The organism is Pseudoduganella sp. RAF53_2 (genome assembly GCF_052113985.1).
In the GTDB taxonomy this organism is placed as follows: domain Bacteria; phylum Pseudomonadota; class Gammaproteobacteria; order Burkholderiales; family Burkholderiaceae_D; genus Rugamonas.
Genome location: NZ_JBFRDW010000001.1, coordinates 12,698 through 39,446, shown reverse-complemented (window position 1 = coordinate 39,446; position 26,749 = coordinate 12,698). Strand labels below are relative to the sequence as shown.

Sequence of the window (26,749 nt, the reverse complement as noted above, 5' to 3'; positions counted from 1 at the left end):
GTGGAAGGTGGGTCAATCGGAGTGGGTCAATTCTGCGAGCAAACGAACAGACTGAAAACCAAGGCAAGCGCACCGCAGGCGTGGACCGGAAATTATGGGAAACGCCGTTGCAGAAGTTTGCAGCGATTGGGCAGTTGGAGAAGCGCCGTTACAGACCCCTGCCACTACGGAGGGTCTATATCCTCCCTAAGGCCAATGGAAAGGAACGCGCTCTGGGTATCCCGACCATGAAAGATCGAGCTATGCAAGCGCTGCATCTGCTAGCGCTCGATCCGGTGCTGGAGGCCGTGAGCGACCCGAACTCTTATGGGTTTAGGAAGAATCGTTCTACAGCAGACGCAATGGGGCAGCTGTTCGTGAAGATGTCTCAGAAGGCTTCGGCCAGCTGGGTATTAGACGCGGACATCGAAGGGTTCTTCGACAACATCAACCACGACTGGATGATCAAACATGTCTGTATGGACAAAGTGATTCTTCGGAAATGGCTGAAATCCGGGGTCGTAGACCGGGCGCAGTTGCTGGCAACCACAGCGGGAACGCCGCAGGGCGGCATCATCAGCCCTGCATTGGCAAACTGGACGTTGAACGGATTGGAAACGGAACTGATTAAGCACCTCGGTGCGAAATTCGGTAAGTCGAAAATCAAAGGACTCAAAGTAGGTGTTGTGCGATATGCGGACGATTTCGTGGTTCCATGCGGTTCATCTGAACTGCTCGAAACAGAGATCCGGCCATGGATAGAAGCCTTCCTCGCAAAACGAGGTCTGCGACTATCCGATGCCAAGACCAAGATCGTGCACATCGACGAGGGGTTCGACTTCCTTGGGTGGAATTTCCGGAAGTACGGGGAAAAGCTGCTCATCAAGCCGAGTAAGAAGAACTCGAAAGCGTTCTATGAAAAGCTGAGGAAAGTCATCGGCGAACATTTGATGGTACGGCACGAGGATCTAATCCGACTGCTAAATCCAATACTACGGGGTTGGGCGCAATATCACAGCCCGGTAGTAGCCAAACAAGCATTCTCGCGCATGGAGTCGTTGCTGTTCTGGCGACTGATGCGGTGGGCCAAGCGCAGGCATCCCAACAAGAACACCGAATGGATTCGTCGGAAATATTGGCGGACAGTCGGTGAACGAAGGTGGGTGTTTGCTGCAGACGTCGCAACGAAGGATGGCAACAAAGCTGCGATGGAATTGTACTCACTTGCGAGTACTCCCATTGAGCGCCATAAGAAGATCATGGGGGATTATCATCCTTATGATCCGCAGTGGGAGGAATATGGTGAAGCTCTCCGACAGGAACGCATGTTGAAAAACATGGGCTACCGAAAGGAATGGGCCAAACTATACGCTGACCAACGCGGCCTTTGCGCGCTCTGTGAATACGAGATGGACGTAGACACAGGATGGCATGACCACCACATAGAGTACCGTGTGATGGGTGGATCCGAGGCTCTTGGAAATCGAGTATTATTGCATCCAAATTGTCATACTCAAGTGCACCGCCTTGGTTTGATTGTTGTGAAACCGGTTCCTGTATAGGAATTTTTATTATGCTTGAGCCGTGTGCTGCGAAAGTCGCATGCACGGTTCTTAGGGGGGAGGGGTTCTGGCAACAGACCCTTCCTACCCTCCACGCCCACACCCCGAAAAACAGCCCATGAGCGAATCCGCATTCACCTACAGCCAGGACCAGTTGAAGCAGCTTGCACGCGACGTATTGACGTATGCGCGCGAGGTTGGTGGCACCGATGCCGCCGTTGAAATCAGCGAAGGAAGCGGTTTGTCGGTGTCGGTCCGGAAGAGCAAGATCGAAACGATCGAGCAGAACCGCGACAAAGGCATGGGCGTGACCGTCTTTGTCGGCAAGAAGCGCGGCAATGCCAGCACCTCCGATTTCTCCGCCAAGTCGCTGCGCGCGGCAGTGGAAGCGGCGCACAATATCGCCCGCTTTACCGCCGAGGATGACTGCGCCGGCCTGGCCGATGAGGACATGCTGGAAAAGCATCCGCAAGACCTCAAGCTGCACTATCCATGGCATATCGCCACTGAGGAAGCGGTGGTGCTGGCGCAGCGCGCCGAGCAGGCCGCGTTCGACGTCGATGCGCGCGTGACCAATAGCGAAGGCGCCGGTGTGCATGTGCAGCAATCGCACTTCGTTTCGGCTAATTCGCGCGGCTTTATCGGCGGCTATCCTTACTCGCGCCATACGCTGTCCGTGACCCCGATCGCTGGCAAGGGCGCCAGGATGCAGCGCGACGACTGGTACACCTCGGTGCGCGATCCGAAGAAAATGGCGTCCCCGGAAGCCGTGGGCCGTTATGCGGCCGAGCGCGCACTGGCCCGCCTGAATGCGCGCAAGCTGAATACCCGCACCTGCCCGGTGCTGTTCGAAGCGCCGCTGGCCGCCGGCCTGCTGGGCGCCTTCGTACAGGCCACCTCGGGCGGCGCGCTGTACCGCAAATCGACTTTCCTGCTCGATACCCTGGGCAAGAGCGTGTTCCCGTCCCACATCCAGGTGAAGGAAGATCCGCACGTAGTGGGCGGCATCGGCTCGGCGCCGTTTGACGAAGAGGGTGTGCGCACCTCCAAGCGCGATGTGGTGAAGGATGGCGTACTGCAGGGCTATTTCCTGTCGACGTATTCGGCGCGCAAGCTGGGTATGAAGACCACCGGCAACGCAGGCGGCTCGCACAATCTGTCGCTGACTTCCAAGCTGACGGCGAAGGACGACGACTTCGCAGGCATGCTGCGCAAGATGGGCACCGGCCTGCTGGTGACCGAGCTGATGGGCCAGGGCACCAACTATGTGACCGGCGACTACAGCCGCGGCGCGTCCGGCTACTGGGTCGAAAACGGTGTGATTCAATACCCGGTCGAAGAGATCACCATCGCTGGCAATATGAAGGAAATGTTCCAGCAGATCATGGGCATCGGCACCGACGTGCTGGTGCGCGGCACCAAGCAAACCGGCTCGATCCTGATTGAGAAAATGGTAGTTGCCGGAAACTAAAGATTTCCATACACTCTCCCGAAGCTGTAGCGTTTTCCCCGACGTACAACACTTCTAAGGAGACAACACGTATGGAACGTCGTTCCTTCATCAAGAAGGCAGCAGCAGGCGCGGGTGCGAGCGTAATTGCCGCCCCGGCGCTGGCCGCGGAGCTGCCCGCCATCAACTGGCGCCTGGCTTCCAGTTTCCCCAAATCCCTGGATACCATCTTCGGCGCCGCTGATACCTTCACCAAACGCGTTTCCCAACTGACCGGCGGCAAATTCAATATCCGCTCCTTCGCCGCGGGCGAGGTGGTGCCCGGCCTGCAGGTGCTGGACGCTGTCTCCGCCGGCACCGTCGAATGCGGCCACAGCGCGACTTACTACTACTTCGGCAAAGACCCGACATTCTCCTTCGACTGCGCCGTACCTTTCGGCCTGACTTCGCGCCAGCACACGGCGTGGTATGAGCAGGGCGGCGGCCGCGAACTGCTGCGCGCCTTTTTCAAGGACTATGGCGTGGTCAATTTCCTGGGCGGGAATTCCGGCACCCAGATGGGCGGCTGGTTCCGCAAGGAAGTGAAGACGCTGGCGGACCTGAAGGGCACCAAGATGCGCATCGCCGGTTTCGCCGGCAAGGTGATGGAACGTCTGGGCGCGGTGCCGCAGCAGCTGGCCGGCGGCGATATTTATCCAGCGCTGGAAAAAGGCACGATCGACGCCGCGGAATGGGTCGGTCCCTACGACGACGAGAAGCTGGGCTTCTACAAGGTCGCGCCGTACTACTACTATCCGGGCTGGTGGGAGGCGGGTGCGTCCTTCTCCTTCTACATCAACCTGAAAGAGTGGGAGAAGCTGCCGAAGGAATATCAGGCGGCCATTGAAGCGGCAACCTACGAAGCCCACGTGGTGATGCAGGCCGAGTACGACTTCAAGAACCCGACCGCATTGGCGCGCCTGCTGAAGAGCGGCGTGAAACTGCGCGGCTTCCCAACCGATATGATGGACGCGGCCTACAAGGTGGCGACCGAACTGTTCGCCGAAGAAGCGGCGCGCAACGCCAAATTCGCCAAGATCTACGAACCGTGGAAGCGCTTCCGCCACGACCAGAACCAGTGGGCCTCGATTGCCGAAGCCACGATGCAGAATTATCTGATCAAGGCCGACCGCGGCAAGTAATCAGGTTCCTACCGCTGCCACGATTTGCTCGCGCAACCACTGGTGGGCAGGATCGCGGTGGCGGCGTTCGTGCCACAGCATCGTCATCTCGTAGCCAGGGACCGCCAGCGGCGGTTCCATGATCTTCAGCGCAGCATTTCCCCGTACCAGCCGCTCCGGCACCATCGCCACCATGTCCGTATGCGCGACGATGTGCAGCATGGCCATGAAGTGCGGCACCGACAGCACCACGCGCCTTGCCAGTCCCGCCTCCGCCAGCGCCTCATCGGTCACGCCCGTGAACCCGCCGCCGTCGGGCGAGACAATCACGTGTTCCAGATCGCAGAACTGCTTTAGCGACGGGCGCCGTTTGGCTTTCGGATGCGCCTCGCGCATCGCCAGCACATAGCTTTCCTTGAACAGCGGCCGCGCTCTCAGGCCGGATGGCGCGCCTTCGGTGGTGTGAAAGGCGATATCGACTTCTCCTTGCTCCGCCTGGCGCGCCATGCGCGGCGGCACAGCCTCCAGCACAGCCAGTCGCGTGCCGGGCGCCAGTGTGCGTATCGCTGCCAGCGCAGGCAGCAGGATGGCTGATTCCRCGTAATCAGTGGCGGCCACGCGCCAGGTCTGGTCCGCCGCTGCGGGATCGAAGGGCGTAGAAGGCGCCACCGCTTGCGCCAGCCCTTCCAGTGCCTGCCGCAGCGGCTCGCGCAACGCGTCCGCCCGCGCGGTGGGACGCATGCCGCGTGGCCCTGGCAGCAGCAAGGGATCGCCAAACGCCTCGCGCAAGCGCGCCAGATGCACGCTGACGGCGGGCTGCGACAGATGCAAGCGCTCCGCTGCACGTGTGACGTTATGCTCTGCCAGCAGCGCGTCCAGCGTGAGCAGCAGATTGAGGTCGAGCCGGTGCAAATTATTCATCGTAATATCTGGAATTTATGGAATTCATTTCCAATATACCTTGAGCAGCCCTAATCTGCAGGGCATGAATACTTTAATCGTGTATGCCCATCCCGAGCCCCGTTCGCTGAACGGGTCCCTTAAAAACTTCATGGTCGAGCGCCTGCAAGCGGCCGGCCACACCGTGCAGGTCTCCGACTTGTACGCCATGGGCTGGAAGTCCGCGCTCGATGTGGACGACAGCCTGGACGGCGCCGCCGGTCCCCGCTTTCTGCCGGAGCAGGACTCGCGCCGTGCTTACGACAACGGCCGCCAGAGCCCGGACATCGCCTCCGAACAAGCCAAACTGCTGTGGGCGGACGCCGTGATCATCCAGTTCCCGCTGTGGTGGTTCTCGGTCCCCGCGATTCTGAAAGGCTGGTTCGAACGTGTGTATGCGAACGGCTTCGGCTACGGCGTCGGTGAGCATTCAGAACTGCGCTGGGGCGACCGCTACGGTGAAGGCACGCTGGCAGGCAAGCGCGCAATGATCGTGGTAACCGCTGGCGGCTGGGAATCGCATTACAGTCCGCGCGGCATCAACGGCGCGATCGACGATCTGCTGTTCCCCATCCAGCACGGCATGCTGTACTACCCCGGCTTCGACGTGCTGCCCCCCTTCGTGGCCTACCGCGTGGGCCGCACCGATGAAGCCCGCTACGCCGCGCTATGCCGCGCCCTGGGTGAGCGCATGGATACGCTGTTCGAAACGCCACCGATCCCGTACCGCAAGCAGAACGCAGGCGATTACGAGATCCCGGCCATGACACTCAAGTCGCATATCGCGCCGGGCCGCGAAGGCCTTAGTGTGCATCTCAAGGAACCAGGGTCTCGATAAACGCGCGCGCAGCGGCGGACAGGCTGCGCTGGCGGGGATAGAGCRGGGAGAAAGGCCTGCTGCGTCCCCATAGCTGCGGCAGCACCGGCACCAGCGCTCCGCGTGCCAGGCGCTCCTGCACGACGAAATGGAAGCCATGGCAAATGCCCAGTCCCGCTTCCGCCAATGAGATCACGCCGAGCGGATCGTCCGACACCTGCACCAGTGACTGGGGCGTCCAGTCGATATCTTCGCCGTCGCGGCGCAGCTGCCAAGGCACCGCACGGCCGGTGCTGGGCATGAGGAAGGACAGGCAACGGTGCTCGGCCAGCGCCTCGATGCTGTCCGGCAGACCGGCCTGCGCGGCATACGATGGCGAACAGACCAGCACCAACTGCGCGTCTTCCAGCTTGCGCGCTATCAGGCTGCTGTCCTTCAGCATGCCCTGGCGAATTGCGAAGTCATATCCATCCGCTGCGAGATCGACGTTGCGGTTGCTGATGTTCAGATCGACGCGTACGCCGGGATGCAGCGCTGTGAAGCGCTGCAGCAGGGCAGGCAGACGGTAATTGCCGAAGGTGGTCGGCGCGGTGATGCGGATGCGCCCCGTTACGGCACCGGCCGTGCCCTGGATTGCACGCTCCGCTTCATCGATTTGCGCAAAGGCGGCGCGGGATTGTTCCATGTAGAGCTGGCCGGCTTCGGTCAGGCTCATGCTGCGTGTGGTCCGGCGCAGCAGCTGGCTGCCCAGGCGTGCCTCCAGGCGGGCAATCGCGCGGCTGACGACGGAGGGCGTGGTGGATAGCGCCACTGCGGCAGCCGTCAACGAGCCACGCTCGACGACAGTCACGAAAGTCTCCACATCGGCGAGGTGGTCAAAGCGTCGCGTCATTATTGTCTCAAAAGAACAAATGAATTGGGTTGGCGGTAGTTTATCTCCTATGAAGGCTTGAATAAAGTGGCATCCATCGACAACCTGATGGAGAAGAACATGCTGAAAAAACTGAGCCTGGCGGCCTTGCTGGCGGCCGCCTTCGATGCCCAGGCCGCCAATGTGCTGGTGGTGCTGTCCGACGAGCATACGCTGGATCTCAAAGCAGGTAAGACCTACGAAACGGGCGCTTACCTGAATGAGTTGATGCAGCCGGCGAAGATGCTGCTGGATGCCGGCCACTCAATTACTTTCGCCACGCCAAAAGGCATGGCGCCGGCCATCGACAGGAACTCGCTCGATCCCATGTTCTTCGGGAACGACAAGGCGGCGATGGAAGCGCATCGGAAGCTGCTGGACCAGCTGCGCCTGACCGATCCTGTGAATTCGCCGGTGGTCAGCCTGGCGCGCGTGGCGCAGCAAGGCGTGGGGCGTTTCGATGCGGTCTTTGTGCCGGGCGGCCACGCGCCAATGCAGGATCTGCTGAAGGACGAGGGCCTGGGTAAAGTGCTGACCGCCTTCCATAACGCCGGCAAGCCCACTGCGCTGGTGTGCCATGGTCCGGCAGCCTTGCTGTCCGCACTGCCGGATACCAAAGGCTTTGCCTTGAAAATGGAGCAGAAGGGAAGCGCGCCGCATCCGAACTGGATCTATGCGGGCTACAAGGTGACGGCATTCAGCAATGCCGAGGAAGAGGCGTCCAAGGCCCAGCTGAATGGTGGCGAAATGAAGTTCACACCGCAGACTGCGCTGGAACAGGCCGGCCTGAAGTTCAGCGCCGCAGGACTGTGGCAATCGAATGTGGTGGTGGACCGCGAACTGATCACGGGACAGAACCCATTCTCCGCGCCCGCGGTGGGCGCCGAGCTGCTGAAGCGCCCGTGATACAACGTGGCCGGTCCTGCCCTCCAGCGGACCGGCCATGAGCCGCGTTAAGCGGTGGTGACTTTGATTGCCACGTCGATATTGCCGCGTACGGCTTTGGAGTACGGGCAGATCTGGTCGGCGGCGTGGGCGACGGTGGTGGCTACTTCTTCGCTCAGGCCGGGCAGGTTCACGGTCAGGCGGGCGCCGAGGAAGTACGCCTCGCCGGTCTGGCCCAGGTCCACTTCGATGTCGACCGAGGTGTCGGCGGGCAGCTTCACATTGTTCTGTTCTGCGGCCAGGCCCAGGGCCAGGGAGTAGCAGGAAGACCAGGCGCCGGCGAACAGTTGTTCAGCGGTCGGGTGGGCGGCCACGGCGTCGAAAGTGATTTCTTTGGCGCCGGTGCCGTTCAGTTTCAGGTTCACTTTGCTGTTGTGATCGCCTGCTTTGACTTGGGTGGTGTGGGTTTTGCCGGTAACGAGGACTTTTTCGATTTTGCTCATGATTTGCTCCTTAAAAATATGTAGCGGATACGTTTATATAGTGCACTATTAAACTGCCACGTTCAAAGCGACGTCGATGTTGCCCTTGGTGGCTTTCGAGTACGGGCACATTGCGTCGGCGCCATGGGCGATTTCGGTGGCGATGTCCAGCGGCAGGCCGGGCACGCTCAGGGTCAGGCGGGCTTGCAGGAAGTATTGGTCGCCGGTCTGGCCCAGGTCGACTTCGATATCGACCGCAGTGTCGGCCGGCAGTTGCACGCCTTTGCTGGAGGCGACGATGCTCACGGCGCTGATGTAGCAGGCGGACCAGGCGCCGGCAAACAGCTGCTCGGCAGTCGGATGGGCTGCGATGGCTTCGAAGGCGTAAGCTTTAGCGCCAGTACCGCTCAGGTTCAGATTGACTTTGCTGTTGTGATCGCCGGGCTTGGTCGGGGTGGTGTGGGTTTTGCCGGTGACCAGGACTTTTTCGATTTTGCTCATGATTTACTCCGTTAAGTTAGTTTGTGGCGTATGCGATTAGTTCGCATCCGATTAATAGCATTCTCGTGCACGGAAGGGCGCATGTCAAGGCCTTTGTGGCACACTGCGGAAATGAGAATTTTTATGAAAACAGCGGTTGCGATAGCCCTGCTTCCGGCGGCGTTGGCATTTGCGCAATCCGGGCCGCCGCCAACCGCGGCACAGCGCGAGCAGTTCAAGTCCTGCGTCGATGAAGAAGACAGCCTGCAGGAACAGCGGCTGTCCCTGATTCGCCGCCAGGACGAGCACAAGCTGGCGCTGAAGCGCACCCAGGATGAGATTGCGGCTCACATGGCGAGCGCGTCCACCGTGAGCCGAGACGATGCGGCAGCCGTTGCGGCCTTCAACGCCAGGCAGGAAGCGCTGGACGCGCGTGGCGCGGAGCTGAATGCGCAAGGAGAAAAGCTGAACCGCGAACAGACGCAGTTCAATGCCCGTATCTCGGAAGCGAACAAGCGCTGCAACGGCATGATCTTCTCGCACAAAGACCGCGACGCCATCCGCCGCGAGAACGCCAGCGGGGGCAAGAAGAACTAGCGCCGGCGTGCGCCCGGGCCTACCATGGGCCTATGGACGTCAAGCGACAATCGGAGCTGTTCCCGGAGCTCAGCGGTAAGTCCGAGCCGGGACATCACGAACACAAACATCCCGGCGAGCCGGGCTATCCGCAAGCCCATGCGCTCGACAAGCTGCGCCGCAAGCAGGTGAGGCGGGTGCGCAAACTCGGCAAACCCTAGGAAGACTCAGCGCACTTCCAATACGCGAGTTTGCGGGTCGGTGCGCAGGAAGCGGTCGACCGAATCCACCGTGATGGTATCGATCTGGCCTGCCATGCGCTGGCCGAAGGGATGATCGTCGAACGCCACATTGGCGCGGAACATGCGCGCGCCGAGGCGTGTAGCGGCATCGATGTGCACCGTGCCCGGCATGAAGCCCGCCTGTTTCAGCCAGCGCTGCGCTTCGTCGCGGGTTTCCACGGCGCCCGGCGCGGCCGATGCGGCCGCCAGCATCTCAAGCACCCACTGGTTTGAATTCTGATAGCGCGTCGAGAAAGCGTAGGCCAGCATGTTGTAGCTTGACTGGTGCATGCGCAGTGGCGTGCGGGAGGCCAGCAACTGCGCCATCTTCTGCTGCACGGCCRGTGCCGGAATCACGATCTCTGCGTTGAACTGGTACAGATCCGTCAGGAAGAAATTGCCCAGGCCTTCGTTGTAGAGATGGGAGTCCGCCGTGCCGCATTCGTTCAGCAGATGGACCACGGTCCAGCGGCCTTCGGGATGGTCGCGCCATACAAGGCCCACGTGCGAGTAGCGCACGTTATAGCGGGATAAGTTCTGTCCCGCGCGGGCGATGAGGGCCAACTGCGCGCCGCTCGCCTCCAGCGCGTCCATGCTGTGCTGCGCCAGATCCATCGACTTGCGTACTTCGTCTACCGACATGGGCTTGTCTTCACATTGCTGGCCGGCGCGAGCCAGCGCGGAGCAAGCCAGCAGCAGCGCAAGCAGCAGGCGGCGCATGATCAATTCACCTTGCTGTGATGGAGCAGGGCTTTGCCCGACTCGTTCGGAATGAAGGCCAGCACCTTGCCCGACGCGACCAGCGCCTGGCCTGCCGACATCGCCACCACTTCAACCACCGTACCCGTCGCCAGCGACAGGCCGCCAGCTGCGGTGCCGCTGAAGCGCAGCGTCGCCGTGCTGGCTTCAGACCCGCCCTTCACCACAACCTCGATACCATCACCGGCCGTCTTCACACTTTCAACCACCACGCTGCCTGCCGCGCCGGCGACGAGAAGCGAACCTCCCACCACGCCAACGGACAGTTCGCCAGGACCGCGGATCGAACCAACCGAACCGTCATGCGCCTGGCTGGCGATGCTGGCGACAGCGAGAAGGGATGCGAGCAGAACTTTTTTCATTGGATAGCTCCTGGTTAAGAGTTGTCATCATTGTCCGGCTGCGGCGTACGTGCAATGCGGAAAAACATCGTCGCAAGCGCCAGCGCTGCTGGTATCATATTTCGATACTTATTGACGGGGTGGGAGCTATGTCTAGTGTGGCGCGACTTGTCGATGCCCTGAAGCGGCAACTGAAGGCCAAAGGAATGACCTATGCGGATCTGGGGCAGCGCATCGGGCTGTCCGAGCCGAGCATCAAGCGCATGTTCGCCAGCCGCAACTTCACGCTGGAGCGGCTGGAGCAGGTGCTGAATGTGCTGGAGCTGGACCTGGCCACGCTGGCGCAGTCGTCGGCCGATGCGCCGCAGCTGATTTCGCGGCTGACCTATGCGCAGGAAGAGGAAATCACGGGCGACGTGAAGCTGCTGCTGGTGGCGGTGCTGGCGCTGAACCAGGTGCCGGTGGAAGAGATCGTGGCGGACTTCAAGATCAGCGCAGCAGAGGCCACGGCCTGTCTGCTCAAGCTGGACAAGACCGGCTTCCTGATTCTGAAGCCGAACAATAAGGTGAAGCTGCTGGTGTCGCGCACGTTCAGCTGGATACCCGATGGGCCAATCCAGGCCTGGTTCCGCCGCGAAGCGTCTGCGGATTATTTCGACAGCCGCTTTGACGGCCGCGATGAAATCATGCGTCTGGTGAGTGTGATGCTGTCGCCGCAATCGATGCGCGCCTTGCAGGAGCGCCTGCAGCAGGTGGCCGACGAGTTCTCGCGCCAGCATCAGGATGATGCGCGGCTGCCGTATGACCAGCGCCGCGCCGTGACCTTCATGCTCGCCGCGCGGCCCTGGATACCCAAGGCCTTCGCGGCGCTACAGCGTTAGATACCGCGCAGGGAGCGCAGCACCGGTTGCAGGATGGAGGCGCCCAGCTTTGCGCTGCGTGCACCGTTCCARCCGTTGACGTCGTCCGGATCGTTGGCGTTGTCCTTGAACGGCATTTCCAGGGTCAGCGACAGGCAGCCGAACAGGTGGGTGATGTGCGGCGAACCCATGGTCAGCACTTCCGGCGTGTAGGGCGATTCGCCATAGCCGTGTTCCGACTGGAAATCCGGCGACGCGATCTTGAAGTCGGCGATGAACTTGTCCTGCGCCGCGCGCTGTTCCTTGGTGAAGCTCGGCAGGGCTTCGCTGCCGGCCACGAAGACGTAAGGCAGGCCTTCATCGCCGTGGATATCCAGGAACATATCGCAGCCGATTTCCTTCATCTTCTCCTTGACCAGGAACACTTCAGGGCTGCGCTCCATCGAAGGCTCGTTCCACTCGCGGTTCAGATTCGCGCCGGACGCGTTGGTGCGCAGATTGCCGCGCACGGAGCCGTCCGGATTCATGTTCGGCACCACGTAGAAGCAGGCATCCTGCAGGCACTGGCTGGCGAAAGGATCGGCCGGGTCCAGCAGGGCCTCGACCATGCCTTCCACGAACCACTCGGCCATGGTTTCGCCCGGGTGCTGGCGCGCGATGACCCACACCTTCTTCTCGGCATCCGGATCGCCGATGACCAGCATGTTCAGGTCGTGGCCGTCGATGGTGCTGCCGAGGTCCACCAGCTGGGTCAGCGGGGACAGCTGGGCCGAATCCAGCAGGGCCAGGTGGCGCTCCCACGAATAAGGCTCGAAGTAAGCGTAGTAGACGCTGTCGTGCTCAGGCGCATGCTCAATGGTCATCACCTCGCCGTCGTAGCTGGTCGGGACACGGAACCAGGTTTCGCGGTCGTAGGACGCTACCGCCTGATAATCCTTCCAGCCATCCGGATACGCAGCCTTGGCGGCGTTCAGGAAGCGGATCGTCAGCGGCACCGCCTGCGCGCCCTGCACGCGGAAGTAGAACCACTGGATGATGTCGGCGTGGGAATCCTTGCGGATATTGAGGTCGATATCGCCCGCGGTGGTAACGCTGACGATGTCGATGGCGCCAGCGTCGAACTGGCTGCTAACTTTGATAGACATTGTGTGTCCCATTGGAAAATAAGGCGCCTGTTGCGCAGAGCCCAACATAATACTCCTTCCGCGATTATTGAAGCTACAATGTTTGCCAAAATCACTATTTTGGAGACTCGTCCATGCAACGTCGCAGCTTCCTGAAAAACACCGCCGCCGCGGCAGGCGCCGGCACGCTGGCAATTCCGGCCATGGCACAGGGGCCGCAAGCGGTCACCTGGCGCATGGCGTCCAGCTTCCCGAAAACGCTGGATGCGATCTTTGGCCCGGCCGAGCAGTTCATCAAGCGGGTGTCTGAACTCACCGGCGGCAAATTCGTGATTCGCCAATACGCGGCGGGCGAGGTGGTGCCGGGCTTGCAAGTGATGGACGCCGTGCAGGCCGGCACGGTCGAAATCGGCCACACGCCGRCCTACTACTATTTCGGCAAAGATCCCACCTTCTGCTTCGACTGTGCCGTGCCTTTCGGCCTGACCTCGCGCCAGCAGACGGCGTGGATGGAGCAGGGCGGCGGCCTGCAGCTGCTGCGCGAGTTCTACAAGGGCTACGGCATCATCAACTTCATGGGCGGGAACACCGGCACCCAGATGGGCGGCTGGTTCCGCCGCGAGATCAAGACGCTGGCCGATATGAAAGGCCTGAAGATGCGCGTGGCCGGCTTCGCGGGGCGCGTGATGGAGCGCATGGGTGTGGTGCCGCAGCAGATTCCGGCCAGCGACGTTTATTCCGCGCTGGAGAAGGGCTCGATCGACGCGGCCGAGTGGGTTGGTCCGTATGACGATGAAAAACTCGGCCTGGCCAAGGTCGCGCCGCACTACTACTATCCGGGCTGGTGGGAAGCGGGGCCGCAGCTATCGTTCTACGTCGGCATCTCTGCTTGGGAAAAGCTGCCGAAGGAATACCAGGCGGCGTTTGAAGTGGCGGCCTATGAGTGCCATGTCCGCATGCAGGCCGACTACGACGCCAAGAATCCCGCCGCGCTGGCCCGCCTGATCAAGAACGGCGTCAAGCTGCACCCGTTCTCGAAAGAGATCATGGACGAAGCCTACAAGATTTCGGTGGCGACGATGGAAGAAGAGTCCGCTAAAAACGCCAAATTCCGCAAGATCTACGAGCCGTGGAAAAGGTTCCGCCACGACCAGAACCAATGGGCCTCGATCGCCGAAGCCACCATGCAAAACTACCTCATCAACGCCACCCGCCGCTAACTTCAGCGGAGGCCGCCGAAGCGGTTGTAGAAGCTGGAGGCGGCGGTGGGGGCTTCGGGGTCTTCGCGGCGCAGCATGGTGAGGACGTGGCGTTCGGATTGTTCCCACGTCAGCCGATACAGTTCGCGCGCCAGGCTGTACGCAGCGGCGCCCGGCCACGGATTGGGCAGCAGCTCGACCGGCAGCTGCGGGTCGTGCAGCTGTACGCGGCGGTAGGCGTGGATCACCAGCGAGCGCACCACGAAAGCCTGTTCGGGATCAACGGGCTCGGCTGCTTCGCGCAGCATGTCCAGCAGCGGCGTGAAGAGATCCACGAATTTGGTGTAGCCGGTTATCACCTCGGACAAATCCCACCCTTCGCCAACCAGATCCGACAGCGGCTTGCCGTGTACGCCGGGCAGCTCGCTCGCCTGGCACACATACACCTTGCTCAGCATGCCCATGCGCTGCAGCAGCGCTTCCAGCGCTTCGTGATCGCCGGCGGGATGGCAGGCGATGCCCGGCGCGATCACGCTGTAGCCCTCCCACAACAATTCCTTGCGCATCAGCGCGCGTTCGGACGCGTCCAGGCCGTTCGTCCCCAGCACCAGGGTCCAGTTGCCCGACCAGTGCGTATCCAGCGGCGAGTAGATGCGGCGGAAGGCCCGGCTCAGCCGTGGCTGCGCGTCCGGCATCACGGCGTAGTTGCTGCGGCGGCCGTCGCGCTGGGCGCCCAGCCAGCCTTCCTGCGCCAGGCGGAACACCGAGGTGCGCACCAGCCTGTCATTCATGCCGAACGGCGCCAGCAGATCGATCAGGCTGCCCAGCCAGACCATGCCTCCGTGGGGCACAACCGCGTCGCCAAAGATGGTCATTACCAGGGATTTCGAGCGCGGTGGCTCGCCGGAAAGAAATCCGGCAATCCAGTCATTGATTTTCTGGTTATTTTGCATAGACCTGAGTTTATACACTGACGACACTCAGGATACAGAAATTTTATATGACTCAAAAAAATAGTATGCAAACGCGAATCTGTATCGTATTATGATCTCACACTCGCTAGGAGACTTCCCACATGTACGCTCAAATGGTGGAAACCGGACTGAAAAATGTCCGTACGCTGGAAGACATGAGCGCCGAAGAGCGCGCTTTCCAGGACCGCATCGACGCCGGCATCAAGATCGAACCCAAAGACTGGATGCCCGAGGCCTACCGCAAGACCCTGATCCGCCAGATTTCCCAGCACGCCCACTCCGAGATCGTCGGACAGCTGCCGGAAGGCAACTGGGTGACCCGCGCGCCGACCCTGAAGCGCAAGTCCATCCTGCTGGCCAAGATCCAGGACGAAGCCGGCCATGGCCTCTATCTCTACAGCGCCGCCGAAACCCTGGGCGTGTCGCGCGATGAGCTGCTGCAGGCGCTGCACAGCGGCAAAGCCAAATATTCGTCCATCTTCAATTACCCAACCCTGAGCTGGGCCGACATGGGCGCCATCGGCTGGCTGGTGGATGGCTCGGCCATCATCAACCAGATCCCGCTGTGCCGCTGCTCCTACGGACCCTACTCGCGCGCCATGATCCGCGTCTGCAAGGAGGAATCTTTCCATGCGCGCCAGGGCTACGACATCATGATGTCCCTCGCCAAAGGCACGCCGGAACAGAAGGCGATGGCGCAGGATGCGCTGAACCGCTGGTGGTGGCCGTCGCTGATGATGTTCGGCCCGTCCGATGCGGAGTCCGTGAACAGCGCGCAGTCCACCGCCTGGCGCATCAAGCTGTTCTCCAACGATGAACTGCGCCAGCGCATGGTCGATCAGACGGTGCCGCAGGCTGAATTCCTGGGCCTGACGATTCCTGACCCGGATTTGAAGTGGAACGAGGAGCGTGGCAGCTACGACTTCGGCGAGATCGACTGGTCGGAATTCCACAACGTCCTGAAGGGCAATGGACCATGCAACCGCGAGCGCCTGCGCACCCGCGTGAAAGCCTACGAAGACGGCGCCTGGTTCCGCGATGCGCTGGTAGCGTACGCCGACAAACACAATAAGGAGCAGGCTGCGGCCTGATCAGAACCCACGGCAGAAAGCAGGTGGCAGCCACATCGTGGCTGCCACCAGGTTCACGCCTTGGGTGTTCCAGGAATTCGAGAAGGAGACAACATGAGCAAAGAATGGCCACTGTGGGAAGTATTCATCCGCAGCCAGCACGGCCTGGCCCACAAGCACGTCGGCAGCCTGCATGCGCCGGACGCCGAGATGGCGATCAATAATGCGCGCGACGTGTACACCCGCCGCAACGAAGGCGTAAGCATCTGGGTCGTACGCGCTGCCGACATCGTATCCAGCGCGCCTTCCGACAAGGGCCCGCTGTTCGAACCGTCCAACAGCAAAGTCTATCGCCACCCGACCTTCTTCCCGATGCCGGAAGAAGTGAAGAACCTGTAAGGCGGCGGCCATGGACAACAAGGTAAATTACCTGCTGCGCCTGGGCGACAACGCCATGGTGCTGAGCCAGCGCCTGGCCGAATTGTGCGGCAAAGGCCCTGCGCTGGAAGAAGATATGGCGCTCTCCAACGTGTCGCTCGACCTGCTGGGCCAGACCCGCATGTGGTACAGCTACGCCGCCGAACTGGAAGGCAAGGAGCGTGACGAAGACAAGCTGGCCTTCCTGCGCGATGCCCACGACTACAAGAATGTGGTGCTGGTCGAACAGCCGAACGGCAATTACGGCATGACCATGATGCGCCAGTTCTTCTTCGACACCTGGCACTACTTCCTGATTGGCGCCCTGACCAAATCGTCCGATCCACGCATCGCGGAAATCGCCGAGAAATCGCTGAAGGAAGTGACCTACCATCTGCGCCGCAGCGGCGACCTGGTAGTGCGCTTGGGCGATGGCACGGATGTGAGCCACAAGTTCATGCAGACTGCGGCCGACGAGCTGTGGATGTACACCGGCGAAGTCTTCATCTACGACGAAGTCGATGAAGCGATGGTTGCCGAAGGCGTTGCGCCACCAGCCGCCATGCTGCGCGAGCAGTGGCTGGCTCACGTGTCCGACATCTTCGGCGAAGCCACTCTGGCCATGCCGCCGGCCGAGGCCTGGATGCAGAAGGGCGGCAAGCAAGGCCGTCACAGCGAACACCTGGGCTATCTGTTGGCCGAGATGCAGTTCCTGCAGCGTGCCTATCCCGGCGCGGAGTGGTGAGATGGATTCGTCGCACGTCTGGACCTTGCTGGCCGGCGTATCCGATCCCGAGATCCCTGTGATCTCGGTGGTGGACCTCGGCATCGTACGCGATGTGCAGGTCACCGGACCTTCGTCCTGCGCCATCACGATCACGCCGACCTATTCCGGCTGCCCGGCGATGCAGGTGATCGCTGACGATATCCAGCAAGCGCTGCACGATTCGGGTATTCAGCAGGTGGACATCATCACCCGCCTGTCGCCGGCGTGGACCACCGACTGGATGAGCGATGCAGGCAAGGCCCGCCTGAAAGGCTATGGCATTGCACCGCCTGCGCAGAAGGTGATCGACATCAGCGGTCTGCGGCGCATTGGCGCGCCTGCCGCGCCGGTCGATCCATTGCGCGCAGGCGTCGCGCGCGGAGCCGTGCCTGCACCCAAAGTCGTGTGCCCGCATTGCGGTTCGAGCCACACCGAAGTCACCAGCCAGTTCGGCTCCACGCCGTGCAAGGCGCTGTACAAGTGCCTGGACTGCAAAGAGCCTTTCGACTACTTCAAGTGCCACTGACATCATGAGCAAATTCTATCCGCTGTCTGTATCGAAAGTGCAGCAGGAAACGCGTGACTGCATCGCTGTCACTTTCGCCGTGCCTGCCGAACTGCAGGACTGTTTCAAATACACGCAAGGCCAGCACTTGACGCTGCGCACCAATATCGAATCGGAAGACGTGCGCCGCTCTTATTCGATCTGCTCCGCCGTGCAGGATGGCAGCCTGCGCGTGGCCATCAAGCGCACGCCGGGCGGTATGTTCTCCTGCTGGGCCAACGATATGCTGAAGCCCGGCGCGACAATCGATGTGATGCCGCCAATGGGCCACTTCAATGTGCCGCTGGACGCGCAGAGCCATCGCAACTACATGGCCTTCGCGGCGGGCAGCGGCATTACGCCTATCCTGTCCATCATCAAGACCACACTGCTGGCCGAGCCGAATAGCAAATTCACCCTGTTCTATGGCAACCGTGCTTCGTCCTCGGTGATTTTCAAGAACGAGCTGATGGAGCTGAAGGATAGCTACCTGGAGCGCCTGAACATCGTTTACGTGATGAGCCGCGAGCAGCAGGACATTGAACTTTTTAACGGCCGCATCACGAAAGAGAAAACCCGGCAATTTCTGGAGCACTGGGTCGATATCAAGGATTACGACGTGGCCTTCATCTGCGGCCCGGAAGACATGATGCACGGCGTCTCCGAAGCGTTGCAGGAAGCGGGTATGGCGAAGTCGAACATCAAGATCGAGCTGTTTGCCGCCAGCATTCCGAAGCACCAGCACAAGGCGCGCGCCCAGACCAGCGCGGAGCCGCACCTGACCGAAGTCACCGTGATCATGGACGGCAGCGCCGCCACCTTCACCATGGAGAAGGACAAGGAATCCATCCTCGACGCCGGCCTGCGCGCGGGACTGGATATGCGCTACTCCTGTAAAGGCGGCGTGTGTTCCACCTGCCGCTGCAAGGTGCTGGAAGGGAAAGTGGACATGGACGTCAACTACGCGCTGGAAGACTACGAAATCGCCCGCGGTTTCGTGCTGAGCTGCCAGAGCTTCCCGACGACCGACAAAGTAATCATCGACTATGACCAGGCTGAATAAACCCACGGCGGAAAACAGGTGGCAGCCACGATGTGGCTGCCACCAGGTTCAAGCCTTGGGTTCTAAAAAAGGAGACCACGAGTGAGCTACGAAAACATCCTGTTCGACATCAAAGACGGCGTCGCGCAACTGACGCTGAACCGCCCCGATAAACTGAACAGCTTCACGCAAGCCATGCACCTCGAAGTGCGCGAGGCGCTGGCGCAGGTCCGCAATGACAAATCCGTGCGCGTGCTGCTGCTGACCGGCGCCGGCCGCGGCTTCTGCGCCGGCCAGGATCTGGGCGACCGCGCCGTTGCTCCCGGCGGCGCGGCGGTCGATCTCGGCGAATCGGTCGAAAAATTCTACGCCCCGCTGGTGCTGGCGCTGCGCGAGTTGCCGATGCCGGTAATCTGCGCCGTGAACGGCGTCGCTGCTGGTGCAGGCGCCAACCTGGCCCTGGCCTGCGACATCGTGCTCGCTGCGAAATCCGCCAACTTCATCGAAGCCTTCTCCAAACTGGGCCTGATCCCGGACACCGGCGGCACCTGGCATCTGCCACGCCTGATCGGCCACGCCCGCGCCACCGGCCTCGCCATGCTGGGCGAAAAGCTGTCCGCCGAACGCGCCGAGCAATGGGGCCTGATCTGGAAAGCCGTGCCGGACGAGGAATTGATGAACGAAGCGCTGGCCATGGCCAGGCACTTCGCCACGGCGCCGACGAAGGGCCTGGCTTTCACCAAGCACGCCCTGCAAGCCAGCTGGCACAACACTTTGGCCGACCAGCTGAAACTGGAAGGTGAAATGATGCGTGAGCTGGGCTACAGTCACGATTATCGTGAAGGCGTCGATGCCTTCATGGCCAAACGCGCTCCCAACTTCAAAGGAGAGTAAGCATGTCCGCCCTCGCACAAGGCAGCACCGTCGCCGTCATCGGCAGCGGCGCCATGGGCTCCGGCATCGCGCAAGTTGCCGCAGCCGCTGGCTACAAGGTCAAACTGTTCGACACGCGCGCCGAAGCGGTGGCGAAAGCCATCGCCGATATCGGCACCGTATTCGGCAAGCTGGTTGAGAAGGGCAAGATGACCGGCGAAGCAGCGTCCGCAGCGCGCGAGCGCCTGCATGGCGTCGGCGTATTGGAAGACGTGGCCGATGCCGCGCTGGTGGTAGAAGCTATCGTCGAAAATCTGGACGTGAAGCGCGCCCTGTTCGGCGATCTGGAAAACATCGTCGCTGAAGACGCCATCCTTGCCACCAATACGTCCTCGATTTCCGTCACTGCCATCGCGGCCAGGCTGCGCAAGCCGCAGCGCCTGGTCGGTATGCACTTCTTCAATCCCGTGCCGCTGATGGCGCTGGTGGAAGTGATCAGCGGCGTGGCAACCGATGCGGACGTGGCGGAAACCGTGTATGACACCGCCGAAGCCTGGGGCAAGAATCCGGTGCACGCCAAATCTACGGCCGGTTTCATCGTCAACCGCGTGGCGCGTCCTTATTACGCCGAGGGCTGGCGCCTGCTGAACGAACAGGCCGCCGATGCGGCTACCATCGATGCCGTGATGCGCGAGGCGGGCGGCTTTCGCATGGGGCCATTCGAGTTGATGGACCTGATCGGCCATGACGTGAACTATTCCGTCACCGAATCCGTATTCCGCGCTTACTACAGCGATCCGCGCTTCACGCCGTCCGTTCTGCAGCTGGAACTGGTGAATGCGGGCCACTTCGGCCGCAAATCGGGTCGTGGCGTTTATCCGTACGGCGAGGGCGTCACAGCGCCCCAGGCGCAGGCGGAGGCGCCGCAGCCGAAGCCGGAATACGTTGGCTACAGTTTCGAGCCGGACGATGCGGCCGCGATCACCAACGTTATCGCGGAACGCCTGAAACAGAACGGCATGGCGGTCACCACGCGCAAATCGGCGGAAGGCCACCGCAAGCACGAAGCGCCGGCTTTCCACTGCAACGGCGCCGCCATCTACCTGACCGATGGCCGCACCGCCACTGCCCGCGCGCATGACGACAATCATCCGGACACCGTGCTGTTCGACCTTGTGTTCGACTACGCCAAATCGCCGCGCATCGCGGTCGCCAAAGCGGACCAGTGCAGCACCAACGCCTTCAATGCCGCCGTGGCCATGTTCCAGGCTGCCGGATTCGCGGTGAGCCGTCTGGATGACGTACCTGGCCTCGCTGTGATGCGTACCGTTGCAATGCTGGCCAACGAAGCCGCCGACGCCGTGAATCAAGGCGTGTGCAGCGCCACTGGCGCGGATACGGCGATGCAGAAGGGCGTCAACTACCCACGCGGCCCGTTGGCCTGGGCCGACCTGGTCGGCGTGAACCACGTCGCCACGGTGCTGGACAACCTGGCACACAGCTATGGCGAGGACCGTTATCGCGTGTCGCCCCTGCTGCGCCGCAAGCAGCAAAGCGGAGCCAAGATCCATGAATGACGCAACACTCCATCCGCAAGCTTTGGCCGAAGCGGCAGGCGCCATCATGTATGAGCGCGATGCCGCCAGCCAGGGCCTGGGTATGAAACTGACGGAAATCCGCCCCGGTTATGCGCGCATGACCATGCCGGTGCGGGCCGATATGCTGAACGGGCACCAGACCTGCCACGGCGGCTTTATCTTCGCACTGGCGGACAGCGCCTTTGCGTTTGCGTGCAACAGCCATAACCACATCACGGTGGGCGCAGGATGCACGATCGACTACCTGGCGCCCGGCCGCCAGGACGACCTGCTCATGGCGGAAGCCATCGAGCGCACCCTGTCCGGCAAGACCGGCATCTACGACGTCACGGTGAGCAACCAGGAAGGGCGCATCATCGCGACCTTCCGCGGCAAGTCGCATCGTGTCAGTGGCCAGCTGGTGACGACTCACGGCTGACGCAAACATATTCGGAGGAGACACCCGATGGTTCAACGTAATCCCGCCCCGTCTGACCTGGAACCGATCGAAAAGGCCAGCCGCGACGAACTCCAGGCCTTGCAACTGGAGCGCATGAAGTGGTCGCTCAAGCACGCATACGAGAACGTGCCGCACTACCGCAAAGCCTTCGATGAGAAAGGTGTGCATCCGGACGATTTGAAGACGCTGGCCGATCTGGCCAAGTTTCCCTTCACTGACAAGAAAACCCTGCGCGACAACTATCCTTTCGGCCTGTTCGCCGTGCCGCGCGAGAAGGTGGTGCGCGTGCACGCATCGAGCGGCACCACGGGCAAGGCAACTGTGGTTGGCTACACGCAGAACGACATCGATACCTGGGCCGGCTGCGTGGCGCGTTCGATTCGCGCTGCCGGTGGCCGCGCGGGCGATATGGTGCACATCTCCTATGGCTATGGCCTGTTCACGGGCGGCCTCGGTGCGCACTATGGCGCGGAACGCCTGGGCTGCACGGTGATTCCAATGTCCGGCGGGCAGACGGAAAAGCAGGTGCAGCTGATTCGCGACTTCGAACCATCGATCATCATGGTTACGCCGTCGTACATGCTGAACATCATCGAGGAATTTCAGCGCCAGGGCGTCGACCCGGCCAAGTCCTCGCTGCAGGTCGGCATCTTCGGCGCCGAGCCGTGGACGGATGCGATGCGCGCCGAGATCCAGGAACGTGCGGGTATCGACGCGGTGGATATCTACGGCTTGTCCGAAGTCATGGGGCCTGGCGTGGCAAGCGAATGTATCGAGTCGAAAGATGGCCCGGTCATCTGGGAAGACCATTTCTACCCGGAGATCATCGATCCCGAAACGGGCGAAGTGCTGCCGGAAGGATCGGAAGGCGAGCTGGTATTTACCACGCTGAGCAAGGAAGCGCTGCCGGTGATCCGCTATCGCACGCGCGACCTCACGCGCCTGTTGCCGCCGACCTCGCGCTCCATGCGCCGCATCGGCAAGATCACGGGGCGTTCGGACGACATGCTGATCATCCGCGGCGTGAACGTGTTCCCGACCCAGATCGAAGAACTGATCTGCAAGATGCACGAACTGGCGCCGCAATACCAGCTGGTGGTGACCCGGGACGGCCATCTGGACAAGCTGGAAGTGCTGGCCGAGCTGCGCCCCGGCGTTGATCCGGCGCAGGGACTTGTGCTGGCAAAAGAACTGGAACACCGCATCAAAACCATGGTCGGCGTTTCGACCAAAGTAAGCATGCTGCCGCCTGACGGCATTGAACGCACCTTGACCGGCAAGGCCAAGCGCGTAATCGACAAGCGACCCAAGGAATAATATGACTGAAGCTTATATCTGCGACGCCGTTCGCACTCCGTTCGGCCGCTACGGCGGTGCCCTGGCATCCGTGCGCGCCGACGACCTGGCCGCCGTGCCKATCGCCGCGCTGATGCAGCGTAATCCCGGCGTGGACTGGAAGCAGGTCGACGACATTTACTACGGCTGCGCCAACGGCGCGGGCGAAGATAACCGCAACGTGGGTCGCATGGCTGCGCTGCTGGCCGGCCTGCCGGTCGAAGTGCCGGCCAACACCATCAACCGCCTGTGCGGTTCCAGCCTGGACGCGGTGGGCATTGCGGCGCGCGCCATCAAGTCCGGCGAAGCGCATCTGGTGATCGCGGGCGGTGTGGAAAGCATGACCCGCGCGCCCTTCGTGATGGGCAAGGCGGACAGCGCCTTCTCGCGCAGCGCGAAGATCGAAGACACCACCATTGGCTGGCGCTTCGTGAACCCGCTGATGAAGGGGAAATATGGCATCGACTCCATGCCGGAAACGGCGGAAAACGTCGCAGAAGAATTCAAGATCAACCGCGCAGACCAGGATGCCTTTGCACTGCGCAGCCAGCAGCGCTGGGCCGCCGCGCATGCCGCGGGCTTCTTCGAAAAGGAAATCGTACCGGTCACGATCCCTCAGAAGAAAGGTGATCCTAAGGTGGTCAGCACCGACGAGCATCCGCGTCCGGAAACCACCATCGAACAACTGGCCAATCTGAAAGGCGTCGTCAAGCCTGAAGGCACGGTCACCGCAGGCAATGCCTCCGGCGTGAACGATGGCGCCTGTGCGGTGCTGCTGGCCTCCGGTGCGGCGGTCGATAAATTCGGTCTGAAGCCGCGCGCCAAAGTGCTGGGCATGGCGACCGCCGGCCTGGCGCCGCGCATCATGGGCTTCGGTCCGTCGCCCGCTTCGAAGAAAGTGTTGGCGCAACTGGGTATGACTATCGAGCAGATGGATGTGATCGAATTGAACGAGGCCTTTGCCGCACAAGGCCTGGCGGTGACGCGCGATCTCGGCCTGCCGGACGATGCTGCCCACGTGAACCCGAACGGCGGCGCTATCGCTATCGGACACCCGCTCGGCGCGTCCGGCGCACGCCTGGTGACAACGGCGCTGAATCAACTTGAACGCACTGGCGGCCGCTACGCGCTGTGCACCATGTGCATTGGCGTGGGCCAGGGCATCGCGCTGGTGATCGAGCGAGTCTGATCATGCCGATCTACGAGATCAACGGCGTGCGTCCGGTCGTGCATCCGGCCGCATACGTACACCCGACGGCAGTGCTGATCGGTGACGTGATTGTTGGCCCGCGCTGCTATGTGGCGCCGCTGGCCTCCCTGCGCGGTGATTTCGGCCGCCTGATCCTGGAAGAGGGCGCGAACCTGCAGGATACCTGCGTGATGCATGGCTTCCCCGGCGCCGACACCGTGGTTGAAAAGGATGGCCACATTGGCCACGGCGCCGTGCTGCATGGCTGCCGCATCGGCCGCAATGCGCTGGTCGGCATGAACGCAGTCGTGATGGATAACGCGGTGGTTGGCCCGGAAAGCATCATCGCGGCCTGCGCTTTCGTGAAGGCCGGCTCGGAAATCCCGCCACGCAGCATGGTGATGGGTACGCCCGCCAAGGTGGTGCGCCAGGTGAGTGACCAGGAACTGAAGTGGAAGGAAGGCGGCACGGGCCAATATCACGAGCTGGCCATGCGCTCGATGCAAACCATGCACGAGGTGGAGCCGGACACCGAAGTGGCGCCGGACCGTCCTCGCATGCAATGGGACACCTCGCTGCCTATGCATCTGCACAAGCAATCAAATAAATCGGAGACTTGAACAAATGGCACAAACTCTGCAAAGCTTCATCGGTGGCCGCTGGCATGGCAAGGAGGCCGCGACGCCGCTGTACAACGCACTGACCAATGGCGTGATCTATCACACCCACGCCGAGAAGCTGGACTTCGCGGAAGCGGTGCACTACGGCCGCAAGACGGGCATCCCTTCGCTGATGAAGCTGGACTTCCAGCAGCGCGCCGCTTGCCTGAAGGCTTTGGCGCTGTACCTGATGGAGCGCAAGGAAGAGCTGTATGCGATCTCGCACCTGACCGGTGCAACGCGTCCGGACAGCTGGGTGGATGTGGAGGGCGGCATCGGCACCCTGTTCGCCTACGCCAGCATGGGCAGCCGCGAGCTGCCTTCGTCCAATGTGCTGCATGAAGGCCCGGCCATGGCGCTGGGTAAGCGCGGCGGCTTTGCAGGAACGCACATCCTCGTGCCACGTGGCGGTATCGCAGTGCATATCAATGCGTTCAACTTCCCGATCTGGGGGCTGCTGGAAAAGTTCGCACCAAGCTTCCTGGCGGCGATGCCGTGCATCGGCAAGCCTGCCACGGCAACCAGCTATCTGACCGAAGCACTGGTCCGCATGATCAACGATTCCGGACTGCTGCCGGAAGGCGCGCTGCAGCTGGTGATTGGTTCGACCGGCGATCTGCTGGACCGCCTGCAAGGTCCGGACGCGGTGACCTTCACCGGTTCCGCCGACACTGCCGCCAAGCTGCGCTCCAACAGCAATATTCTTAATAACTCGATTCCGTTCACCGCCGAAGCGGACTCGCTGAACTGCGCGATTCTGGCGCCGGATGTCACGCCGGATGATCCTGAATTCGATCTGTTCGTGAAAGAAGTGGCGCGCGAGATGACCGGCAAAGCGGGCCAGAAATGTACCGCCATCCGCCGCATCATCGTGCCGCAGAACCGCGTGGATGCTGTGGCGGAGCGCCTGCGCGATCGCCTGTCGAAGGTCGTTGTCGGCGACCCGTCGGTGGAAGGTGTGCGCATGGGCGCCCTGGCTTCCAAAGACCAGCAGCGCGACGTGGCCGAGCGCGTGGCGATGCTCGCCAAGGGCAATGAAATGGTATTCGGTTCGGACTCGCTCAAACTGGTCGGCGAAGGTGTGGCGGAAGGCGCCTTCTTCTCGCCGACCCTGCTGTTGTGCCGCAATGCGCTGAGCAACGATGCGGTACACGACGTGGAAGCCTTTGGTCCTGTCAGCACCATGATGACCTACAACGATATGGACGAAGCGCTGGAACTGGCCGCGCGCGGCAAGGGCAGCCTGGTGTCGACGCTGGTGACCAAAGATCCGATGATCGCCGCCCGTGCCGTGCCAATCGCCGCGGCTTCGCATGGCCGCGTGCTGGTGCTGGAGCGCGAAGCGTCCGTCGATTCCACCGGCCATGGTTCGCCGTTGCCGCAGCTGAAGCACGGCGGTCCGGGACGCGCGGGCGGTGGCGAGGAGCTGGGCGGCGTCCGCGCGGTGCGCCACTTCCTGCAGCGCGCGGCGGTGCAGGGATCGCCGACCATGCTGTCGGCCATCACGGGCGAGTATGTGCGCGGTGGCGCGGTGCGCGAGAGCGAGGTTCATCCGTTCCGCAAACACTTCGAAGATCTGGTAGTAGGCGATTCGCTGCTCACGCATCGCCGCACGGTCAGCGAGGCGGATATCGTCAACTTCGGTGGCGTGTCCGGCGACTACTTCTACATGCACTTTGACGAGATTGCTGCGAAGGATACGCAATTCGGCAAGCGTATTGCACACGGCTACTTCGTGCTGTCGGCTGCTGCGGGTCTGTTCGTGTCGCCGGCGCCGGGACCTGTGCTGGCCAACTATGGCCTGGACAACCTGCGCTTCATCACGCCGGTGGCGATTGGAGACACCATCCGTGCGCGCCTGACCTGCAAGCGCAAGGTGGATCGCAACCGCAAGGACGACAAAGGCGTCGGCCAGGGCGTGGTAGCATGGGACGTACAAGTCACCAACCAGAACGATGAACTGGTTGCCAGCTACGATATCCTGACGCTCGTCTCCAAGCGCGCCTGATCGCCCCGTCTCCGGGCCGGCGCCTGCGCGG

The 26,749-nt window shown here is 61.8% G+C and carries 29 protein-coding genes; 21 read left to right on the top strand and 8 right to left on the bottom strand.

The window, feature by feature from the left end; genetic code table 11:
- From ltrA to AB4Z11_RS00190, 3 genes are all read left to right on the top strand, one after another.
- Positions 1 to 1,541 (top strand): group II intron reverse transcriptase/maturase (ltrA, locus tag AB4Z11_RS00200; RefSeq protein ID WP_442021699.1); only part of this gene is annotated, 1,541 nt, incomplete at its 5' end.
- Positions 1,542 to 1,659: 118 nt separating this feature from the next.
- A complete protein-coding gene (gene pmbA, locus AB4Z11_RS00195; protein ID WP_442021697.1) occupies positions 1,660 to 3,012 on the top strand; it encodes a metalloprotease PmbA in 1,353 nt (450 codons plus the stop codon).
- 71 nt (positions 3,013 to 3,083) lie between these two features.
- Complete coding sequence (locus AB4Z11_RS00190; protein ID WP_442021695.1) at positions 3,084 to 4,172, top strand: TRAP transporter substrate-binding protein; 1,089 nt, start codon at positions 3,084 to 3,086, stop codon at positions 4,170 to 4,172.
- Here AB4Z11_RS00190 and AB4Z11_RS00185 read toward each other — a convergent pair whose 3' ends face one another.
- A complete protein-coding gene (locus tag AB4Z11_RS00185; protein WP_442021693.1) occupies positions 4,173 to 5,072 on the bottom strand; it encodes a LysR family transcriptional regulator in 900 nt (299 codons plus the stop codon).
- A gap of 64 nt (positions 5,073 to 5,136) precedes the next feature.
- On the opposite strand from AB4Z11_RS00185, the gene AB4Z11_RS00180 reads away from it, so the two are divergent.
- Entirely contained in the window at positions 5,137 to 5,928 is a 792-nt protein-coding gene (locus AB4Z11_RS00180) for an NAD(P)H-dependent oxidoreductase (protein WP_442021691.1), read from the top strand.
- Here AB4Z11_RS00180 and AB4Z11_RS00175 read toward each other — a convergent pair.
- Entirely contained in the window at positions 5,906 to 6,799 is an 894-nt protein-coding gene (locus AB4Z11_RS00175) for a LysR family transcriptional regulator (protein ID WP_442021689.1), read from the bottom strand. The two genes, AB4Z11_RS00180 and AB4Z11_RS00175, sit on opposite strands and share 23 nt — an antisense overlap.
- A gap of 66 nt (positions 6,800 to 6,865) precedes the next feature.
- On the opposite strand from AB4Z11_RS00175, the gene AB4Z11_RS00170 reads away from it, so the two are divergent.
- Positions 6,866 to 7,723 carry a type 1 glutamine amidotransferase domain-containing protein gene (locus AB4Z11_RS00170; RefSeq protein ID WP_442021703.1) on the top strand — a complete coding sequence of 286 codons (858 nt, stop codon included), beginning with the start codon at positions 6,866 to 6,868 and terminating at the stop codon, positions 7,721 to 7,723.
- A gap of 47 nt (positions 7,724 to 7,770) precedes the next feature.
- Here AB4Z11_RS00170 and AB4Z11_RS00165 read toward each other — a convergent pair whose 3' ends face one another.
- Together AB4Z11_RS00165 and AB4Z11_RS00160 are read right to left on the bottom strand one after the other, a co-directional pair.
- A complete protein-coding gene (locus tag AB4Z11_RS00165; RefSeq protein ID WP_442021687.1) occupies positions 7,771 to 8,205 on the bottom strand; it encodes an Ohr family peroxiredoxin in 435 nt (144 codons plus the stop codon).
- A 48-nt stretch (positions 8,206 to 8,253) separates the two neighbouring features.
- A complete protein-coding gene (locus tag AB4Z11_RS00160) occupies positions 8,254 to 8,685 on the bottom strand; it encodes an Ohr family peroxiredoxin (RefSeq protein WP_442021685.1) in 432 nt (143 codons plus the stop codon).
- A gap of 123 nt (positions 8,686 to 8,808) precedes the next feature.
- On the opposite strand from AB4Z11_RS00160, the gene AB4Z11_RS00155 reads away from it, so the two are divergent.
- Together AB4Z11_RS00155 and AB4Z11_RS00150 are read left to right on the top strand one after the other, a co-directional pair.
- Positions 8,809 to 9,261 carry a hypothetical protein gene (locus tag AB4Z11_RS00155; RefSeq protein ID WP_442021683.1) on the top strand — a complete coding sequence of 151 codons (453 nt, stop codon included), beginning with the start codon at positions 8,809 to 8,811 and terminating at the stop codon, positions 9,259 to 9,261.
- A gap of 32 nt (positions 9,262 to 9,293) precedes the next feature.
- Entirely contained in the window at positions 9,294 to 9,461 is a 168-nt protein-coding gene (locus AB4Z11_RS00150) for a hypothetical protein (RefSeq protein WP_442021681.1), read from the top strand.
- Positions 9,462 to 9,467: 6 nt separating this feature from the next.
- On the opposite strand, the gene AB4Z11_RS00145 is transcribed toward AB4Z11_RS00150, so the two are convergent.
- Both AB4Z11_RS00145 and AB4Z11_RS00140 read right to left on the bottom strand, forming a co-directional pair.
- Positions 9,468 to 10,241 (bottom strand): DUF2145 domain-containing protein, encoded by a 774-nt coding sequence (locus tag AB4Z11_RS00145; protein WP_442021679.1) that lies wholly within the window; start codon positions 10,239 to 10,241, stop codon positions 9,468 to 9,470.
- A gap of 2 nt (positions 10,242 to 10,243) precedes the next feature.
- Positions 10,244 to 10,642, bottom strand: coding sequence for a hypothetical protein (locus tag AB4Z11_RS00140; protein WP_442021677.1), 399 nt, complete (start codon positions 10,640 to 10,642; stop codon positions 10,244 to 10,246).
- Positions 10,643 to 10,770: 128 nt separating this feature from the next.
- Between AB4Z11_RS00140 and AB4Z11_RS00135 the strand changes: the two genes are divergently transcribed.
- Positions 10,771 to 11,502 (top strand): helix-turn-helix domain-containing protein, encoded by a 732-nt coding sequence (locus AB4Z11_RS00135; RefSeq protein ID WP_442021675.1) that lies wholly within the window; start codon positions 10,771 to 10,773, stop codon positions 11,500 to 11,502.
- On the opposite strand, the gene AB4Z11_RS00130 is transcribed toward AB4Z11_RS00135, so the two are convergent.
- Positions 11,499 to 12,626 carry a M14 family metallopeptidase gene (locus tag AB4Z11_RS00130; protein WP_442021673.1) on the bottom strand — a complete coding sequence of 376 codons (1,128 nt, stop codon included), beginning with the start codon at positions 12,624 to 12,626 and terminating at the stop codon, positions 11,499 to 11,501. The genes AB4Z11_RS00135 and AB4Z11_RS00130 overlap by 4 nt on opposite strands.
- 113 nt (positions 12,627 to 12,739) lie before the next feature.
- Here AB4Z11_RS00130 and AB4Z11_RS00125 point away from each other — a divergent pair, with 113 nt between their 5' ends.
- Positions 12,740 to 13,825, top strand: coding sequence for a TRAP transporter substrate-binding protein (locus AB4Z11_RS00125; RefSeq protein ID WP_442021671.1), 1,086 nt, complete (start codon positions 12,740 to 12,742; stop codon positions 13,823 to 13,825).
- 2 nt (positions 13,826 to 13,827) lie between these two features.
- Here AB4Z11_RS00125 and paaX read toward each other — a convergent pair whose 3' ends face one another.
- Positions 13,828 to 14,757 carry a phenylacetic acid degradation operon negative regulatory protein PaaX gene (gene paaX, locus AB4Z11_RS00120; protein WP_442021669.1) on the bottom strand — a complete coding sequence of 310 codons (930 nt, stop codon included), beginning with the start codon at positions 14,755 to 14,757 and terminating at the stop codon, positions 13,828 to 13,830.
- A 122-nt stretch (positions 14,758 to 14,879) separates the two neighbouring features.
- Between paaX and paaA the strand changes: the two genes are divergently transcribed.
- From paaA to paaZ, 12 genes are all read left to right on the top strand, one after another.
- Positions 14,880 to 15,869 carry a 1,2-phenylacetyl-CoA epoxidase subunit PaaA gene (gene paaA / locus AB4Z11_RS00115; protein WP_442021667.1) on the top strand — a complete coding sequence of 330 codons (990 nt, stop codon included), beginning with the start codon at positions 14,880 to 14,882 and terminating at the stop codon, positions 15,867 to 15,869.
- A 93-nt stretch (positions 15,870 to 15,962) separates the two neighbouring features.
- Positions 15,963 to 16,247 carry a 1,2-phenylacetyl-CoA epoxidase subunit PaaB gene (gene paaB / locus AB4Z11_RS00110; protein ID WP_442021665.1) on the top strand — a complete coding sequence of 95 codons (285 nt, stop codon included), beginning with the start codon at positions 15,963 to 15,965 and terminating at the stop codon, positions 16,245 to 16,247.
- A gap of 10 nt (positions 16,248 to 16,257) precedes the next feature.
- Positions 16,258 to 17,010 carry a 1,2-phenylacetyl-CoA epoxidase subunit PaaC gene (gene paaC / locus AB4Z11_RS00105; RefSeq protein ID WP_442021663.1) on the top strand — a complete coding sequence of 251 codons (753 nt, stop codon included), beginning with the start codon at positions 16,258 to 16,260 and terminating at the stop codon, positions 17,008 to 17,010.
- A 1-nt stretch (position 17,011) separates the two neighbouring features.
- Positions 17,012 to 17,557 (top strand): 1,2-phenylacetyl-CoA epoxidase subunit PaaD, encoded by a 546-nt coding sequence (gene paaD, locus AB4Z11_RS00100; protein WP_442021661.1) that lies wholly within the window; start codon positions 17,012 to 17,014, stop codon positions 17,555 to 17,557.
- Between the two features lie 4 nt (positions 17,558 to 17,561).
- Complete coding sequence (paaE, locus tag AB4Z11_RS00095) at positions 17,562 to 18,638, top strand: 1,2-phenylacetyl-CoA epoxidase subunit PaaE (RefSeq protein WP_442021659.1); 1,077 nt, start codon at positions 17,562 to 17,564, stop codon at positions 18,636 to 18,638.
- A gap of 81 nt (positions 18,639 to 18,719) precedes the next feature.
- Positions 18,720 to 19,511 carry a 2-(1,2-epoxy-1,2-dihydrophenyl)acetyl-CoA isomerase PaaG gene (paaG, locus tag AB4Z11_RS00090; RefSeq protein ID WP_442021657.1) on the top strand — a complete coding sequence of 264 codons (792 nt, stop codon included), beginning with the start codon at positions 18,720 to 18,722 and terminating at the stop codon, positions 19,509 to 19,511.
- A gap of 2 nt (positions 19,512 to 19,513) precedes the next feature.
- On the top strand, positions 19,514 to 21,067 hold the full coding sequence (gene paaH, locus AB4Z11_RS00085; RefSeq protein WP_442021655.1) for a 3-hydroxyacyl-CoA dehydrogenase PaaH: 1,554 nt from the start codon (positions 19,514 to 19,516) through the stop codon (positions 21,065 to 21,067).
- The gene (gene paaI / locus AB4Z11_RS00080; protein WP_442021653.1) at positions 21,060 to 21,506 is read left to right on the top strand and encodes a hydroxyphenylacetyl-CoA thioesterase PaaI; all 447 of its coding nucleotides are present in this window, start codon (positions 21,060 to 21,062) and stop codon (positions 21,504 to 21,506) included. Before paaH ends, paaI begins: the two co-directional genes overlap by 8 nt.
- Before the next feature lie 27 nt (positions 21,507 to 21,533).
- A complete protein-coding gene (gene paaK, locus AB4Z11_RS00075) occupies positions 21,534 to 22,844 on the top strand; it encodes a phenylacetate--CoA ligase PaaK (RefSeq protein ID WP_442021651.1) in 1,311 nt (436 codons plus the stop codon).
- Position 22,845: 1 nt separating this feature from the next.
- Positions 22,846 to 24,051 (top strand): 3-oxoadipyl-CoA thiolase, encoded by a 1,206-nt coding sequence (pcaF, locus tag AB4Z11_RS00070; RefSeq protein ID WP_442021649.1) that lies wholly within the window; start codon positions 22,846 to 22,848, stop codon positions 24,049 to 24,051.
- Complete coding sequence (gene paaY, locus AB4Z11_RS00065) at positions 24,051 to 24,671, top strand: phenylacetic acid degradation protein PaaY (RefSeq protein ID WP_442021701.1); 621 nt, start codon at positions 24,051 to 24,053, stop codon at positions 24,669 to 24,671. Before pcaF ends, paaY begins: the two co-directional genes overlap by 1 nt.
- A 4-nt stretch (positions 24,672 to 24,675) precedes the next feature.
- Entirely contained in the window at positions 24,676 to 26,718 is a 2,043-nt protein-coding gene (gene paaZ, locus AB4Z11_RS00060) for a phenylacetic acid degradation bifunctional protein PaaZ (protein WP_442021647.1), read from the top strand.
- The last annotated feature ends 31 nt before the right edge of the window (positions 26,719 to 26,749 follow it).

Excerpts from the sequence above, each read along its gene's own strand:
- pmbA (WP_442021697.1), top strand. The coding sequence starts at position 1,660 with ATGAGCGAATCCGCATTCACCTACAGCCAGGACCAGTTGAAGCAGCTT.
- AB4Z11_RS00190 (WP_442021695.1), top strand. The coding sequence starts at position 3,084 with ATGGAACGTCGTTCCTTCATCAAGAAGGCAGCAGCAGGCGCGGGTGCG.
- AB4Z11_RS00180 (WP_442021691.1), top strand. The coding sequence starts at position 5,137 with ATGAATACTTTAATCGTGTATGCCCATCCCGAGCCCCGTTCGCTGAAC.
- AB4Z11_RS00165 (WP_442021687.1), bottom strand. The coding sequence starts at position 8,205 with ATGAGCAAAATCGAAAAAGTCCTCGTTACCGGCAAAACCCACACCACC.
- AB4Z11_RS00160 (WP_442021685.1), bottom strand. The coding sequence starts at position 8,685 with ATGAGCAAAATCGAAAAAGTCCTGGTCACCGGCAAAACCCACACCACC.
- AB4Z11_RS00155 (WP_442021683.1), top strand. The coding sequence starts at position 8,809 with ATGAAAACAGCGGTTGCGATAGCCCTGCTTCCGGCGGCGTTGGCATTT.
- AB4Z11_RS00150 (WP_442021681.1), top strand. The coding sequence starts at position 9,294 with ATGGACGTCAAGCGACAATCGGAGCTGTTCCCGGAGCTCAGCGGTAAG.
- AB4Z11_RS00140 (WP_442021677.1), bottom strand. The coding sequence starts at position 10,642 with ATGAAAAAAGTTCTGCTCGCATCCCTTCTCGCTGTCGCCAGCATCGCC.
- AB4Z11_RS00135 (WP_442021675.1), top strand. The coding sequence starts at position 10,771 with ATGTCTAGTGTGGCGCGACTTGTCGATGCCCTGAAGCGGCAACTGAAG.
- paaX (WP_442021669.1), bottom strand. The coding sequence starts at position 14,757 with ATGCAAAATAACCAGAAAATCAATGACTGGATTGCCGGATTTCTTTCC.
- paaA (WP_442021667.1), top strand. The coding sequence starts at position 14,880 with ATGTACGCTCAAATGGTGGAAACCGGACTGAAAAATGTCCGTACGCTG.
- paaB (WP_442021665.1), top strand. The coding sequence starts at position 15,963 with ATGAGCAAAGAATGGCCACTGTGGGAAGTATTCATCCGCAGCCAGCAC.
- paaC (WP_442021663.1), top strand. The coding sequence starts at position 16,258 with ATGGACAACAAGGTAAATTACCTGCTGCGCCTGGGCGACAACGCCATG.
- paaD (WP_442021661.1), top strand. The coding sequence starts at position 17,012 with ATGGATTCGTCGCACGTCTGGACCTTGCTGGCCGGCGTATCCGATCCC.
- paaE (WP_442021659.1), top strand. The coding sequence starts at position 17,562 with ATGAGCAAATTCTATCCGCTGTCTGTATCGAAAGTGCAGCAGGAAACG.
- paaH (WP_442021655.1), top strand. The coding sequence starts at position 19,514 with ATGTCCGCCCTCGCACAAGGCAGCACCGTCGCCGTCATCGGCAGCGGC.
- paaI (WP_442021653.1), top strand. The coding sequence starts at position 21,060 with ATGAATGACGCAACACTCCATCCGCAAGCTTTGGCCGAAGCGGCAGGC.
- paaK (WP_442021651.1), top strand. The coding sequence starts at position 21,534 with ATGGTTCAACGTAATCCCGCCCCGTCTGACCTGGAACCGATCGAAAAG.
- paaZ (WP_442021647.1), top strand. The coding sequence starts at position 24,676 with ATGGCACAAACTCTGCAAAGCTTCATCGGTGGCCGCTGGCATGGCAAG.